15 protein-coding genes are annotated in these 13,640 nt (G+C 69.4%); 8 read left to right on the top strand and 7 right to left on the bottom strand.

What is annotated here, in order from left to right; translation table 11 throughout:
• The first annotated feature begins 113 nt into the window (after positions 1–113).
• From KR541_RS28155 to KR541_RS28135, 6 genes are all read left to right on the top strand, one after another.
• Positions 114–347, top strand: a complete 234-nt coding sequence (locus KR541_RS28155) for a 2Fe-2S iron-sulfur cluster-binding protein (RefSeq protein ID WP_050010794.1) — start codon at positions 114–116, stop codon at positions 345–347.
• Positions 344–1,612, top strand: coding sequence for an NAD(P)/FAD-dependent oxidoreductase (locus KR541_RS28150; protein WP_050010796.1), 1,269 nt, complete (start codon positions 344–346; stop codon positions 1,610–1,612). Before KR541_RS28155 ends, KR541_RS28150 begins: the two co-directional genes overlap by 4 nt.
• A gap of 82 nt (positions 1,613–1,694) precedes the next feature.
• Positions 1,695–1,829 carry a hypothetical protein gene (locus KR541_RS36975; RefSeq protein WP_256975748.1) on the top strand — a complete coding sequence of 45 codons (135 nt, stop codon included), beginning with the start codon at positions 1,695–1,697 and terminating at the stop codon, positions 1,827–1,829.
• 98 nt (positions 1,830–1,927) lie between these two features.
• Complete coding sequence (locus KR541_RS28145) at positions 1,928–2,278, top strand: ArsR/SmtB family transcription factor (protein WP_050010798.1); 351 nt, start codon at positions 1,928–1,930, stop codon at positions 2,276–2,278.
• On the top strand, positions 2,268–2,702 hold the full coding sequence (locus KR541_RS28140; RefSeq protein WP_089489279.1) for a YeeE/YedE family protein: 435 nt from the start codon (positions 2,268–2,270) through the stop codon (positions 2,700–2,702). The genes KR541_RS28145 and KR541_RS28140 overlap by 11 nt, the downstream gene beginning before the upstream one ends.
• A gap of 1 nt (position 2,703) precedes the next feature.
• Entirely contained in the window at positions 2,704–3,126 is a 423-nt protein-coding gene (locus tag KR541_RS28135) for a DUF6691 family protein (protein ID WP_050010802.1), read from the top strand.
• A gap of 109 nt (positions 3,127–3,235) precedes the next feature.
• On the opposite strand, the gene KR541_RS28130 is transcribed toward KR541_RS28135, so the two are convergent.
• On the bottom strand, positions 3,236–3,586 hold the full coding sequence (locus KR541_RS28130) for a hypothetical protein (RefSeq protein WP_050010803.1): 351 nt from the start codon (positions 3,584–3,586) through the stop codon (positions 3,236–3,238).
• 204 nt (positions 3,587–3,790) lie between these two features.
• Here KR541_RS28130 and KR541_RS28125 point away from each other — a divergent pair, with 204 nt between their 5' ends.
• Entirely contained in the window at positions 3,791–5,284 is a 1,494-nt protein-coding gene (locus KR541_RS28125; protein WP_050010805.1) for an aminotransferase-like domain-containing protein, read from the top strand.
• Positions 5,285–5,368: 84 nt separating this feature from the next.
• Here the strand turns inward: KR541_RS28125 and KR541_RS28120 are convergent, their stop codons facing one another.
• The 3 genes from KR541_RS28120 to KR541_RS28110 all read right to left on the bottom strand — a co-directional run bounded on the left by KR541_RS28120 (position 5,369) and on the right by KR541_RS28110 (position 8,598).
• Entirely contained in the window at positions 5,369–5,647 is a 279-nt protein-coding gene (locus KR541_RS28120; RefSeq protein ID WP_027782819.1) for a CppA family protein, read from the bottom strand.
• Positions 5,648–5,743: 96 nt separating this feature from the next.
• Complete coding sequence (locus KR541_RS28115; protein WP_050010808.1) at positions 5,744–7,138, bottom strand: cytochrome-c peroxidase; 1,395 nt, start codon at positions 7,136–7,138, stop codon at positions 5,744–5,746.
• Positions 7,135–8,598, bottom strand: a complete 1,464-nt coding sequence (locus tag KR541_RS28110; RefSeq protein WP_216089937.1) for a metallophosphoesterase family protein — start codon at positions 8,596–8,598, stop codon at positions 7,135–7,137. The genes KR541_RS28115 and KR541_RS28110 overlap by 4 nt, the downstream gene beginning before the upstream one ends.
• Before the next feature lie 163 nt (positions 8,599–8,761).
• Between KR541_RS28110 and KR541_RS28105 the strand changes: the two genes are divergently transcribed.
• Positions 8,762–9,610, top strand: a complete 849-nt coding sequence (locus tag KR541_RS28105) for a class I SAM-dependent methyltransferase (protein WP_050010811.1) — start codon at positions 8,762–8,764, stop codon at positions 9,608–9,610.
• 103 nt (positions 9,611–9,713) lie between these two features.
• On the opposite strand, the gene KR541_RS28100 is transcribed toward KR541_RS28105, so the two are convergent.
• The 3 genes from KR541_RS28100 to KR541_RS28090 all read right to left on the bottom strand — a co-directional run bounded on the left by KR541_RS28100 (position 9,714) and on the right by KR541_RS28090 (position 13,546).
• Positions 9,714–10,025, bottom strand: coding sequence for a hypothetical protein (locus KR541_RS28100; protein WP_124554138.1), 312 nt, complete (start codon positions 10,023–10,025; stop codon positions 9,714–9,716).
• Positions 10,022–12,043 (bottom strand): BCCT family transporter, encoded by a 2,022-nt coding sequence (locus KR541_RS28095; protein ID WP_216089936.1) that lies wholly within the window; start codon positions 12,041–12,043, stop codon positions 10,022–10,024. Before KR541_RS28095 ends, KR541_RS28100 begins: the two co-directional genes overlap by 4 nt.
• 315 nt (positions 12,044–12,358) lie before the next feature.
• On the bottom strand, positions 12,359–13,546 hold the full coding sequence (locus KR541_RS28090) for a porin (protein WP_216089935.1): 1,188 nt from the start codon (positions 13,544–13,546) through the stop codon (positions 12,359–12,361).
• Positions 13,547–13,640: the final 94 nt, after the last annotated feature.

Here is a 13,640-nt window from a genome sequence, read left to right as displayed (position 1 = left end):
CTTTGTTCGCTGTCGACCGGAGTTGGTGCATCAGCGCTTACTCCGGTCCCATGCAACGCTCCCCCCGAGGGGGCGGTCAGCCTCATTGGCGCGGCCCGGCGGCGGAGGCTGACATGATCATTCATCTGGACGGCCGCGCGCTGACGGTGGCCGACGGCGCGACCGTCGCGGCCGTCGTCGCGGCGAGCGGCGACGACACGACGCGCGTGTCGTGCACGGGCGCGGCGCGCGCGCCGTTTTGCGGGATGGGCATTTGCCAGGAATGCCGGATGACGATCGACGGCCGCCGCCGGCTCGCGTGCCAGACGCTGTGCCGCGACGGCATGCAGGTGGAGCGCACGCGATGAAACAGGAACGACTGAGCGTCGACGTCGCGATCGTCGGCGCGGGTCCGGCCGGGCTGTCGGCCGCGCGGGCCGCCGCGCGAAGCGGCGCGACCGTTGCGATCGTCGACGACAACCCGCGTGCGGGCGGGCAGATCTGGCGGCAGCCGGCAGCGGCTGTACCGACGCCGGCCGCCGCCGAACGCGTCGCCGTGCTGCGACAGCCGAACGTCACGCACCTCGCGGCGACCCGAATCGTCGCCGAAACGCAGCCGGGCACGCTGCTGCTCGAAGACGACGAACGCGGGCTGCTGCTCGATTTCCGGACGCTGATTCTCTGCTGCGGCGCGCGCGAGCTGCTGCTGCCGTTTCCGGGCTGGACCCTGCCGGGCGTGACCGGCGCGGGCGGCTTGCAGGCGCTGATCAAATACGGGCTCGACGTGCGCGGGCAGCGTACGGTGATCGCGGGCAGCGGGCCCCTGTTGTTGGCCAGCGCGGCGACGGCCCGGCAGGCCGGCGCGCGCGTGTCGCACGTGGTCGAACAGGCCGCATGGGGCGACGTGGCCGGCTTCGGCGCGGGGCTGTGGCGCTGGCCGTCGAAGCTCGCGCAGGCCGCGAAGCTCGTTACGACCGCGTATCGGCCCGCTGCGCACGTCGTCGAGGCATTCGGCGATAAGCGGCTCGAACGCGTGCGAATTCGCCAGGGCGATCGCGAATTCGACGTCGACTGCGACCGGCTCGCGTGCGGCTTCGGCCTCGTGCCGAACACCGTGTTGCCGCGTCATCTCGGCTGCCGGATCGACAACGGCGCGGTGGCGGTCGACGCGCACCAGCGCACGAGCCGCGACGGATGTTTCGCGGCGGGCGAGTGCACGGGCGTCGGCGGCAGCGAGCTGGCGATGGTCGAAGGCGAGATCGCCGGCTATGCGGCGACCGGGCAGACCGCACAACTGGCCGCGCTGGTTGCACGCCGCGCGCACTGGCAGGCGTTCGCGGATGCCGTGCGCGAGCGCTTCGCGATCCGGGAGCCGATCCGCCGGCTCGCGCGACCCGACACGCTGCTGTGTCGTTGCGAAGACGTGCGGTTCGATGCGGTCGCGCGGGAACCGGGCTGGACGGCCGCCAAACTGCAATCGCGCTGCGGGATGGGCGCGTGCCAGGGCCGCGTGTGCGGCGCGGCCGCGCAGGCGTTGTTCGGCTGGACGCCGCCGGCGCCGCGCACGCCGCTCGTGCCCGCGCGGGTCGGCACGCTGATGCTCGACGGCACGGAATCCTGCGACCGCGCGTGACGCATGCAGCGTCGCGGTGATGCGGCCCGGTTCAGGCCGGGCCGCGCCTTTTACTCTTCCTCCACTTCGGATCGGCGACGCGATGCTGTTGACCGCGTTCGCCGTTGTTACCGCGCCACGCGTGATCGCGGCGGTCGTGATGCTCGCGCTCGGCGTGGTTCGCGGAGGTGCGGTACGCGCGGCAGCCGCCGACGGGTTGGCGGGCAAGCAGGCCTGACAGAAGGAAGGGCGGCCGGATTGCCGATCCGGGAAGCAGCGGGATACGACAATATATAAAATTATATAATATTAGTTCTTTAATCGTATCCCGCCCCGATGAACGACGATCTTCCCGCCGGCTTGCCCGGCCTCGATCAGATGCGCGCCGCCGCCGAATCGGCGTGCGCGCTCCTCAAGGTGATGTCGAATCCCGACCGGCTGCTGCTGCTGTGCGAACTGTCGCAGGGCGAGCGCGGCGTGAGCGATCTCGAGGCGCGACTCGACATCCGTCAACCGACGCTATCGCAGCAGCTCGGCGTGTTGCGGGACAACGCGCTGGTCCGTACGCGCCGCGAAGGCAAGTCCATCCGCTATTCGCTCGACAGTCCGGCCGTGATCGCGGTGATGGGCGTGCTGTACGAACAGTTTTGCGGGGCGACCGCGAAGGAGGCGCGCGATGCAGGTTGATGCGCTTCATTTCACGCCGTGGCTGTCGCTGGCCGGCGGCGTGCTGATCGGGCTCGCGGCAGCGTGGCTCGTCGCGTTCAACGGCCGGATTGCCGGTATCAGCGGGATCGTGGGCGGCTTGCCGACGGCGGGCGGCGCAGAGCGCGGCTGGCGCGCCGCGTTCGTCGCCGGGTTGATCGCAGCGCCCGTCGCGATGCGTTTCGTCGGGAGCGATCTGACGCCGCAGGTCGACGCCAATTGGCCAGAATTGCTGGCGGCCGGGCTGCTGGTGGGAATCGGCACGCGGTACGCGGGCGGCTGCACGAGCGGTCACGGCGTATGCGGGATATCGCGCGGGGCGTTGCGTTCGGTGGTCGCCACGGCGACCTTCATGGTCGCGGGCTTCGCGACCGTCTTCGTGCGGCTGCACGTGGCGGGAGGCTGACATGCAAGCAGGATTCGCGTTTCTGGCGGGGCTGCTGTTCGGCGTCGGCCTCATCGTGTCGGGCATGGCCAATCCGCAGAAGGTGCTCGGTTTTCTCGACTTGGCGGGCCGCTGGGATCCGTCGCTCGCGTTCGTGATGGCGGGCGCGATCGGCGTCGCCGTGTTCGCGTTTGCGTGGGCGAAGCGCCGGACACGGTCGTGGCTCGGCCTGCCGATGCAGTTGCCGGCATCGCGGGCGATTACCGTGCGCCTCGTTGCAGGAAGTGCGATATTCGGCATCGGCTGGGGAATTGCCGGGTTCTGCCCGGGGCCCGCGATCGTGTCGATCGGCTTCGGGTCGGCCAAGGGGATCGGGTTCGTCGTCGCGATGCTGGCCGGGATGGCCCTGTTCGAGTGGATCGAGCGTCGGCGGAACGGGCGGTGACGCCGGGGCACGCTCGCCGGGTACGGTTGCCCGGAACATCATGCGTTCGTCGGTCACCGCGATGATGCGATGAGCTCCCAGTGTTTCCCGCGGCAGGCAGGTCGCGATGTCAGACATGCTCGCTTACGTGGCGGCCGCCGTGCGCTCGCCCGGACAGCCGGCGCAGGATGCCGCGCCACACCGAGAGCATGCCTCGTTGCCCCGAGGGTTCAACGATCGTTGTGCTGACCACGCCGCTGCCGCGAGCCGACAGCGCGACATGACCGGCGGTTTCGAGCGTCAGGCATTCGCCTTCGTCGAGTTCGCGGCGAACGTATTGCGGTACATCGGGCAGCCAGTCGAGCCCGCCGTGGCGCAGCGTGACCGCCAGCGCGCCGTCCAGCACGATCAACTGGCTGCCCTTGTCGAACCACGCAAAGTGGCTTTGCCCGGCGTCGAGCCGGAGGTGTTGCGTCCGCATGGCGATTCCCTTTTTCCGGTTACTCCGGTTGTGCGGCCTCGCGACGACGAGGCGACATCGTGCAATCAGGTTAGGGAAACGGACGTGCGCACGACAGATTCAGGGGACGGGAATCTGTTGCGGTGCAGGCGACGATTTCGGGCTGCTGTATCGGTGGGTTTTCCCCGGATCTGTATCTGGCGTGCGCGGGAGGCAGCGGGCACGATGGTCCGCATGACGATTCTCGCCGACGCATCCCGCACGCCTTTGCCGAGGGACGGCGAGCCGCTTTACGAACGGCTCGCCGAACATTACCGCCGCATCATCGCGGCCGGCACGCTGGCGCCCGGCGACCGGATGCCGTCGGTCCGCGCGTGCATGGCGCAGCACGGCGTGAGCCTGTCGACCGCGATCCATGCGTTTAGGCGGCTCGAGGATGCGGGCTGGTGCGACGCGAAGCCGCGTTCGGGTTACTTCGTGCGCCGCCGCGCGGCGGCCGTGCTCGACACGCTGCCGGAAAGCGACGGGCCGCCGCTGAGCGTCGAGCCGCCGTTCGCGGGGCTGCACGAGCGCGTATCGCGCGTGATCGACCGTGCGAACGCGGCGACCGATGCGTTGAATCTCGGCGGCGCATCCGCGCACGCCGCGCTGTATCCGACCGAGCGCCTGCAGGCGCTCGCGATCCGGCTGCTGCGGCGCAAGCCCACGTTGCTGACCGACGCGGGGCCCGTCGGCGGCTCGCCCGAATTCCGGCAGACGATGGCCAAACGCGCGTTGTCTTACGGCGTGACGCTGACGCCGGACGACGTGATGTCGACGAGCGGCGGCGTCGATGCGGTGAATCTCGCATTGCGGGCGGTCGCGCGGCCCGGCGACACGATCGCGATCGAATCGCCGGCCTTCTTCGGCCTGATCCAGTTGCTCGAAAGCCTCGGCCTGAAGGCGCTCGAAATCCCGGCAAGCCCGACGACCGGCCTGTCGATCGAGGCGCTCGACGTGGCGCTGGCTGCCTATCCGGATATCCGGGCCGTGGTCGTCGTGCCGAACCTGCAAAACCCGCTCGGCTGCGTGATGCCCGACGAGCGCAAGGCCGCGCTCGTCGCGCTGTGTTCGCGCCACGGTGTGGCCGTGATCGAGGACGAGCCTTATCGCGAGCTCGTCGAGGCGCCGACGGCGGCCAGGCCGGTCAAGGCATGGGATCGCGACGGCACGGTGATCTACTGCCCGTCGTTCAACAAGGTGCTGGCCCCCGGGATGCGGCTCGGCTGGATGAGTGCGGGCCGCTGGCAGGCGCGCGTGAGGATGCTGAAATTCGCTCAGAGTCGACACAACGCCGCGTTGCTGCAGGCCGTGGCCGCCGAATTCGTCGGCTCCGGCGCATTCGATCGACACCTGCACCGGTTTCGCGAACAGTTGCGCGTGCAGCGCGACGTGACGATCGACGCGATTGCGCGGCATTTCCCGGCCGGCACGCGGATGAACCAGCCGCCGGGCGGGATGTTGCTGTGGATCGCGTTGCCGGCAGGCGTGCGCTCCGATGCGCTGTTCGACGCCGCGCTGGCGCATGGCGTCAAGATCGCGCCCGGTTCGATCTTCTCGAATTCGGACCGTTTCGACGGCTATATCCGGCTTGCCTGTACGCGCGTATTCGACGCGGCGCACGAGGCGGCGTTCGACATACTCGGCCGCCTCGTACGGGAAGCCATGGCGGCCGCGTAAGCGCGACGGCGGCAGCGGGCCGGATTTCCGAATACGCGAGTGCTCCGGCCGGACGCGGTACCGAAGCGGCAAGCCGCCGCCACTTCATCGGCCGACCGAATGCGTGGCGAGGTGCTGGCGGATCAGCGACAAATAACGATCGCCGACCGAGAAATCGCGTGCCGCGCGCGGCCGGGCGGGGGCCGGACGCAGCGTGGCCGGCGCGCTCATGCCCAGGTACCGGCAGACGGCGGACGGAAAGGGCTTGCGCGTATGCCCGAGCTGACGCGCCGCGCGCTCGACGCGGGCATCGCCGACCTGGGCACGCAGCCACGCCAGCACTTGGCGATCGGTGTCGTTGACGATACGGACCAGATGTTCCATCGCGCACCTCACTGTTCATAAATACAGTACTGTAAATATAACCAGTGTTTGCGCGAACCGCAAGCGCGGGCGCGTCGGCTGGCCGTTCGGCCAGGGTCAGCGCACCGGCGCGGCGGTGCGCGCGACCCGGGCCGCAGGAGGCGCAGAGGCGGCAGGCGCGGCCCGGCCGGTATAGCGCGCATCGGTCAGCGTGCCGAGGAACGCGACGATGTCGTCGATTTCCGCGTCGGTCAGCGCGGGCGGCGTGCCGGGCCGGCGGTTCATCGGCGTCGAATTCACGTTGATGTTGCCGCGATAGGCGGCCGGCACGTCGTCGAACGTCTTGGCGCCGTGATACCAGAAGCCGGGATCGGTCGAACGCGTGTTGTAGAACGCGACCGCGTCGCGCAGCGTCGTGAACACGCCGTTGTGCATGAACGTCTGCTTGAGCGCGACGTTGCGCAGCCCCGGCGTGCGCAGGTAGCCGCACCATTGCGTCGGCTCGGGCCAGCGCAGCCGCCGCGCGGTATTGCACAGCCCGTTGTCGAAATGGCGCGGATCGCGGTTCGCCGGCAGCGCGCGGTTGCGCGGCACGGCGATCGCGTCGTAGCCGAAATCGGTGAACAGCGAGCGTTCCGGGCGGCTCGACGTGTCCGACAGCGTATGGCAGGTCATGCAATTGCCCTTGTCCGGATTCCGGAACAGCGCGAGGCCGCGCATCTCGGCCGGCGCGAGCGGCTTGCGCGTGCGCAGGAACGCGTCGAAGCGCGACGTGAACGGCGCCATCTCGTCGCTCTGCAGATAGGCTTCGACGGCCGCGCCCAGCGCGCGCACCAGTTGCTCGGGATCGCGCCGCACCGGCGCGCCGAAGCGCGCGGCGAGATCGGGCGCGAGTTCGGTCGCATCGACCTTGCGCAGCAGCGCGGCCGGCGACCGGTTGTTCATCTCGTTCGGATCGAACAGCGGCCCGCGGATCTGCTCGGCGAGCGTATCCGCGCGACCGTCGCTGAACAGCCCGCCGAACGGCGACGGCGCGGGCGCATCGTCGTCCTGGTAGAAGTGGCGGCGCGGCACGTAGCGCACATACAGCAGCGATGGCGCATTGCGCTGGCTGAAGCGTCCGGGCCGGCTGCCTTCCGGCACGCCGGGCCCCGCGAGCGATGCGGCCGACAGTGTCGGCGCGAACGCGCGGCCCGGATCGTGGCAGCCCGCGCACGACATGCCGCGCGGCTCGGACAGCCGCGGGTCGAAGAAGATCCGGCGGCCGAGCGCGACGAGCGTCGGGTCCGGCGCGAAGCGCGCGGTGGCCGCGTCGATCTTGCCCGTCACCTGCGGCGTGCCGTTGCCGATCGTGTCGACGACGCGCGACGGCGGCGCGCCGGGAAGCAGCACCGTTTCGGCCGGCGCGGCGTGAACCGCGAGCGTCAGGCCGGCGAGCACGGTGGCGGCAAGCGTGTGCAGCGTCTGCCGGCCACGCTTGCCACGGCCGTCGCATCGAACTTCTTTCGTCACGGCGCGATGAACCCCGTCTTGTCGCAGGCGAGCGTCCGGCCCGACTGATTGCACGACGCCAGCAGCTTGCCGGCCGCCGAATACGCATGGAACGTCCAGCCCGTCGCCGGCGCGGCGTTGCGCTCCATGATCAGGAAGCCGAAGCTGTTGTTGTGCGACAGCCGTTCGATCACCGCGCCCGGCGCGGGCGTCAGGCCGGCCGGGAACGGGTCGGGCAGCGCGACGTCGAGGTTGTCGCCGCCGTTGCCGGACACGATCGTCGCCGGGTGCCCGGAGGAGAAGTTGATCGCCTGGAAATCGTGCACGTGGCCGTGCAGCGCGACGTGCACGCCCGGCGGGTAGTACGCCTGCGCGTTGAGGCTCGACATCACCGACTGCAGTGCGAGGTTGCCCGGCGCGGGCGTACTGCCGGCGATCGGCGCGAACGCGAGGATCGGATGATGGTTCGTGAAGATCGTCGTCGTGATGCCGGCCTTCGACGCGAGCGCCGCGACCGTCTGGAACTGCTTCTGGTAGATGCCGAACTGCGCGTCGGTGGTCTTCAGCGGCGTGCGGCCGACCTTCGCGGTGTCGAACACGATCACCTGCGAGCCACTGCCGAGCGACACCGCATAGGGTTCCGAATAGTTCGCGTTGTTGTCGTTGGCAGGATCGTCGCACGAGCGTACGGCCGAATACGGGCGCGGGTCGAGGAAGCGGAACCAGCCCTGGCCCGCTCGCGCGCATTCCTCGTGGTTGCCGCGCACGACGACCCACGGCGCCTTCGCGAGCAACGGCGCGGCCGGGCGGAACAGGTCGGCCTGCCACGTATCCCAGCCGTAGCCCCACGGGCTGTCCTTGCAGCCGGCGATGTCCGGCGGGCATGCGTTCTCGCGATAGTGGTAGTCGCCGACGTGCAGCACGAGATCGGGCGACAGCTTCGCGACGCTGGCCGCGATCGTATCGAGCGGCCAGACCGACGCATCGTTGCACGCCTGCCATGCGTTGTCGGCTTTCTTCATTCGGCAGCCGGTGTCCGCGATGATCGCGATGCGCTGCGGCTGCGCTTTCGGCAGCGGCAGCGTGCGGCCCGCGACGCTTGCCGCCTGCGCGCCGGCCGGCAGCGTCGCCTCGCAGACGGACACCGGGAAGCTCGACGGTTTCGAATCGGCGGGGTCGCTGGCAGTCGGCCGCTGGGGGACGGTCGCGGCGCCTGCGCGCAGCGCCATGCGCGACACCTTGCCGTCGGCGCTCAGTTGCGGGCACAGCGGGTCGCCGGCCGACGCGGGCGTGTAGTTCGTGATCACGCGCGCGATCGCCTGGTTCGCATCGCCGATCTCGACCCATGCGGCCTGGACGTTGGCCGACGCGCTGGCCGGATCGTCCGGCGTATCGATGTGATTCGAGCACGCGGACAGCGCGGCGAGGGCAGCAAGGGGAGCGCAGCGCACGAGCAGGCCGCGCGTGAGGAATCGTCGCATGGGAGGGGCAGGCACCGTAGGAAAGTCGTCAACGATACGCAGCGCGAATGTAAGAAATGTGAAAACGGGGCGTGACGGGGCGCACACCGGCAGTCCTTGACTTCAAGCCGGCTTGAAGCGGCACAGTCCGGTTCGTGATCAATGAAACGGAAGGGGATCGACGATGGAAGCCAACCGGCCCAATGAAGCGCAATCCGCGCTATGGAACGGTCCGTCGGGGCGCGCATGGGTCGATGCGCAGGCGCTGCTGGACCGGATGTTCGAGCCGTTCGAAACGCTGCTGGCGGATGGCGCGGCAGCGTCGTCTGCCAGCAGCGTGCTCGACGTCGGCTGCGGCACGGGTGCGGTCACGCTCGCGATCGCGCGGCGGCTCGGCGCGAACGCGCAGTGCACGGGCATCGACATTTCGGCGCGGATGATCGACGCCGCCCGGGCGCGTGCCGGACGCAGTGGTCTGCCCGCCCGGTTCGTGTGCGCGGACGTGCAGACGCACGCGTTCGAGCCGGCGAGCGTCGACCTGATCGTGTCGCGTCTCGGCGTGATGTTCTTCGACGATCCGGTGCGTGCGTTCGCGAACCTGCGGCATGCGGCGCGGCCCGGCGCGCAGATGCGGTTCGTCGCGTGGCGCGGCGCGGCCGACAACCCGTTCATGACGACGGCCGAGCGGGCGGCCGCGCCGCTGTTGCCGAATCTGCCCGCGCGGCAACCCGGCGCGCCCGGGCAGTTCGCGTTCGGTGACCGGCAGCGCATTGCGTCGGTGCTGTCGGACGGTGGTTGGGCCGACGTTGCGATCGAGCCGGTCGAGCGGGCATGCGTGCTGTCGGAATCCGCGCTGGACGACTACCTTGCCCGGCTGGGCCCGGTCGGCCTGGCGTTGCTGGAGACGGACGAGGCGACGCGGCGGCGCGTGATCGACACGATGCGCGCGGCGTTCGAGCGGTACGTGCACGGCGCCGAGGTGCGCTTCGATGCGGCGTGCTGGCTGGTGACGGCGCGCGCGCCGTCCGCATGACATGTAGCGTGGAAGCAGCGGATGAGGAACGGCATGGCCGCCCGTTCGCCCCGCACGCGACCGTGCCCGCGTGACGAAGCTGGGGCTGCGCGACCTGCGTGCGTCAGCGTTTGCGCGCGCGCAGCATCAACCACGCGCAGCCACCGGCGACCAGCGCCAGCCCGAGCAGAACGGCCTCGGCGCCGAGTGCGAAACCCGGCGGCATTTCGCCGCTGTTCGGCACCGGCGACAGGTTGCCGCCCATCGCGACCGCGCCGCCGGCAAGCAGTGCCGCGCAGACGATCCAGTAGACCTTGCCGAGCGGCGCCGCGGTGCGGATTCGCCACAGCGCGATGCCGGCGCCGCCGAGGTACAGCACGGCGAGCGTGCCGAGCGCGATGACGTCGACCGCGCGGCTTTGCAGCAGTCCGCTCATTCGGCCTCCGTCGCGTGCCCCGGCGCGCGGCTCAGCAGATGCGTGCGGGTGTCTGCCGCGAGCGATACGTAGCGTTCGTACTGGCGCAGCACGTCGGCGATCACTTCGTCGCCGCGCAGGTATTCGACGTCGTAGCCGAGCCGGCCATCCTCGAAGAACGTGACGATGCCATACACGTGCGCACGTGCCTCGTCCGGCGCGGCCGTCTCGCGCACCAGGAACGCGGCTGCGGATTTCGCGGTGACGCGCACGCCGTACACGAAATCGCGATGTTCGGCTGTCGGCACGGTCAACCGCACCGCATCGTCGCTGTCGTGCTGTACGTGCGCATCGACGCCGCTCGCGCGCAACTCGTCGGCGACCTTGCGCAGCGCCGGTTCGACCGTTTCCGCGATGAACTGGCGCGCTTCGGCCTCGGTCGTCTGCCGCAGGATGTGCGTCAGGCGATGGCGCCAGTGCTGACCGGTCCAGAAGCTCGTTGCAGGCGCAACGTCCTGCGAATAGTGCGCGCGATCGGCCGCGAGCCCGCGCCACAGCCCGTAGCAGAGCGCGAGCATGATGATGGCGACGGGCAGCGCGGCGATCAGCGTCATCGCCTGCAGCGCGCCCAGCCCGCCCGCGACGAGCAGCACCGCGGCCGTCACGCCGAGCAGTGCGGCCCAGAACAGCCGCTGCCAGACCGGCGAATGCGCGCTGCCGCGCGTCGCGATCTGATCGATCACGAACGCGCCCGAATCGGCGGACGTGACGAAGAACACCGCGATCAGCACGATCGCGACGATCGATAGCAGTTGCGGCAACGGCAGGAAATCGAAGAAGCGGAACAGCAGCGCATCGACGTTGGTCGCCGTCTGCGCGAGCGCGCCGGCCGCGGCGTGCGTATCGAGCCAGATCGCGCTGTTGCCGAACACGGTCATCCAGACGAGATTGAATGCGGTCGGCACGAGCAGCACGCCGATCACGAACTGGCGGATCGTGCGGCCGCGCGAGATGCGCGCGATGAACATGCCGACGAACGGCGACCACGACACCCACCACGCCCAGTAGAGGATCGTCCAGCCCCCGAACCAGCCTTCCTCGCGCGGCGGTGCGTACGCATAGGTGCGGAACGACAGGTCGACGAGGCTCGACAGGTACTGGCCGATGTTGTCGCCGAGCGCACGCAGCAGGAACGCGGTCGGGCCCGCGACGGCCACGAACGCGAGCAGCAGGAACGCGAGCAGCAGGTTCAGCTCGGACAGCCGGCGCACGCCCTTGTCGAGGCCGCTCGCGGCCGACAGCCCTGCGAGGATCACGACGAGCGCGACGAGCCCGATGCGAAACAGGTTGCTGCCGGTGTCCCATCCGGCGACCGTATGCAGGCCCGCGCTGATCTGCATCACGCCGTAGCCGAGCGTCGTCGCGATGCCGGCGACCGTGCCGACCAGCGCGAACGCATCGACGGTGTGGCCGATCCAGCCGTTGATGCGCTCGCGCAGCACCGGATACAGCCCCGAGCGCAGCGTCAGCGGCAGGTTGTAGCGAAAGCCGAAGTACGCGAGCACGAGCCCCATCAGCCCGTAGATTGCCCACGCATGGAAACCCCAGTGGAAGAAGGTCATCAGCATCGCCTCGCGCGCGGCGGCGGACGTGCCGGGGTCGACGGTCGGCGGCTTCAGGAAATGCTGCATCGGCTCGCCGACGCCGAAGTACATCAGGCCGATGCCCATGCCGGCCGCGAACAGCATCGCCGTCCACGACACGAAGCTGAATTCGGGTTCGGCATCGTCGGGGCCGAGCCGGATGTTGCCGAAATCGCTGGCGGCGATCAGCACGAGAAACACGAGGAAGCCGGTGACGGCGAGCACGTAGAACCAGTCGAACCGTGCGATGACCCATTGCTGGCCGGCGGAGAACAGCGCGCCGGCTTCGCTCGGGCGCAGTGCGCACACGACGAGCAGCGCGCCGATCACGACGAGCGCGGGCAGGACGACCTGCGGCTTGAATGTCGTGCGGGGCGAGGGACGGGAATCCGGCATGGCGGGTATCCAGTTGTGGGCGCAACGAGGCGCGACGCCGCCCGGCGCGTGGTGCGCGTCGGACCCTGATACGGCGTGCGTCGAGTGTACCGCGGTGTCAGGACTGCAGGAACAGGGCATGCAGAAGGGTAAACCTGACGAATTGTAAGGTATCGGGGTGAGCGAGAAAACCCGCGCGGTGCGTGCGGCGGGCCGGCGAGGCCGGGAAAAACGCCGCGGCGAACGCATATCGGACACCCGGACGGCGCGCACGGCATGCGCAGCGTCCAGGCGTCCAGGTAGAAGACAGCGCGCGGAAGGCGCCGTCGGGCGGGTTCAAAACGTGACCGCGATCCCGGCCATGCCGACGAACTGGCCGTGCGTCGTCGACGGCGTGAGCTGCTGCGAATCGCCGACGATCGGCGCCGCGTCGACGATGTGGCCGGCGCCTTGCGCGCCGAGCGTCCGCCCGCTCGAATGCGTGTACGCCTGCAGCGCATAGAGCGTCGTGCGTTTCGACAGGCTGTACGACTCCTTCAGCGAGTACTGCTGATAGCGGGCCGCGTTCGCGACGCCGTTCGCCTTCGATGCGAGCGTGTACGCGAATGCGCCGGCCACCGAGAACGTCGGCGTGAAGCGGTACGCGGCGAGTGCGCCGTAGGTATTGAACACGGCCGTATCGGTGAAGGCCGAACCGTTGCCGGGCAGGTACTTCACGTTCGAATAGTTGAGACCCATCGTCAGGTCGCCGAGCGTGTAGTTGCCGGCAGCCGCGACCTGCTCGACGGCCTTCGCGGTCAGGTAGCCCTGGTTCAGCACGGACACCGCGAAGCTGCCCGACGACGCGGTGGCCGGATTCAGGAAGCCCACGGAAGAGCCCGAGCTGTTGATCCGCAGATAGCCGGCCGCGATCCCGATCGGCCCGTTCGCGTAGCGCAGCGCGGCGCTGAACGTGTTGCCCTTGCCGGTCGCGCCGGCAATGCCGCCGAATGCGTACATCGCGCTCGCGGTCAGCCCGGCGAAGGTCGGCGACGTATAGGTAACCGAATTGTTCACGCGAATCGTCGTGTCGAGGCCGTCGATGTCGCCCGGATGCGCGCCGGTCGCACCGGTCAGCCAGCTGCTCGACGCGTACGGGCCGACGAACAGGAAGTAGGGCGTGTACTGGCGGCCGGCCGTCACCGTGCCGTAGCTCACGTTGCGCAGGCCGACGAAGGCCTGGCGATTGAACATCGTGCCGGCGGCGGCCTGCGCGCCCGTATTCAGGTTGAAGCCGGCCTGCAGGTCGAAGATCGCATGCGTGCCGCCGCCGAGATCCTCGTCGCCGCGCAACCCGAACTTCGACGCATACAGGTTGCCGTCGCGCAGGTAGATGTTCGAGTGCCCTAGCTGGTTGTTCACGTACGCGAGCGAATCGTCGACGACGCCGTACAGCGTGACACTGCTCTGCGCATGGGCGGCGGGCGCGCCGAGCGACGCGGTCGAAAAAATCAGGATTGCGTAACGGTTGACGGGTGCTTTCATTGTCGATCTCCGGGGTGCTTCATCTTTTCAAGGGGCGGGAGGTTGAATGCCTCCTCTGTGGCAGGCGGCGGGCCGCGCGAACGGCCCGCCTGAT

This window comes from Burkholderia sola (genome assembly GCF_905400185.1).
Taxonomy (GTDB): domain Bacteria; phylum Pseudomonadota; class Gammaproteobacteria; order Burkholderiales; family Burkholderiaceae; genus Burkholderia; species Burkholderia sola.
Note: the sequence above shows the minus strand (reverse complement) of the source record. Positions and strands in the feature narration are given on the sequence as shown.

Excerpts from the sequence above, each read along its gene's own strand:
- KR541_RS28155 (WP_050010794.1), top strand. The coding sequence starts at position 114 with ATGATCATTCATCTGGACGGCCGCGCGCTGACGGTGGCCGACGGCGCG.
- KR541_RS28150 (WP_050010796.1), top strand. The coding sequence starts at position 344 with ATGAAACAGGAACGACTGAGCGTCGACGTCGCGATCGTCGGCGCGGGT.
- KR541_RS36975 (WP_256975748.1), top strand. The coding sequence starts at position 1,695 with ATGCTGTTGACCGCGTTCGCCGTTGTTACCGCGCCACGCGTGATCGCG.
- KR541_RS28145 (WP_050010798.1), top strand. The coding sequence starts at position 1,928 with ATGAACGACGATCTTCCCGCCGGCTTGCCCGGCCTCGATCAGATGCGC.
- KR541_RS28140 (WP_089489279.1), top strand. The coding sequence starts at position 2,268 with ATGCAGGTTGATGCGCTTCATTTCACGCCGTGGCTGTCGCTGGCCGGC.
- KR541_RS28135 (WP_050010802.1), top strand. The coding sequence starts at position 2,704 with ATGCAAGCAGGATTCGCGTTTCTGGCGGGGCTGCTGTTCGGCGTCGGC.
- KR541_RS28130 (WP_050010803.1), bottom strand. The coding sequence starts at position 3,586 with ATGCGGACGCAACACCTCCGGCTCGACGCCGGGCAAAGCCACTTTGCG.
- KR541_RS28125 (WP_050010805.1), top strand. The coding sequence starts at position 3,791 with ATGGTCCGCATGACGATTCTCGCCGACGCATCCCGCACGCCTTTGCCG.
- KR541_RS28120 (WP_027782819.1), bottom strand. The coding sequence starts at position 5,647 with ATGGAACATCTGGTCCGTATCGTCAACGACACCGATCGCCAAGTGCTG.
- KR541_RS28110 (WP_216089937.1), bottom strand. The coding sequence starts at position 8,598 with ATGCGACGATTCCTCACGCGCGGCCTGCTCGTGCGCTGCGCTCCCCTT.
- KR541_RS28105 (WP_050010811.1), top strand. The coding sequence starts at position 8,762 with ATGGAAGCCAACCGGCCCAATGAAGCGCAATCCGCGCTATGGAACGGT.
- KR541_RS28100 (WP_124554138.1), bottom strand. The coding sequence starts at position 10,025 with ATGAGCGGACTGCTGCAAAGCCGCGCGGTCGACGTCATCGCGCTCGGC.
- KR541_RS28095 (WP_216089936.1), bottom strand. The coding sequence starts at position 12,043 with ATGCCGGATTCCCGTCCCTCGCCCCGCACGACATTCAAGCCGCAGGTC.
- KR541_RS28090 (WP_216089935.1), bottom strand. The coding sequence starts at position 13,546 with ATGAAAGCACCCGTCAACCGTTACGCAATCCTGATTTTTTCGACCGCG.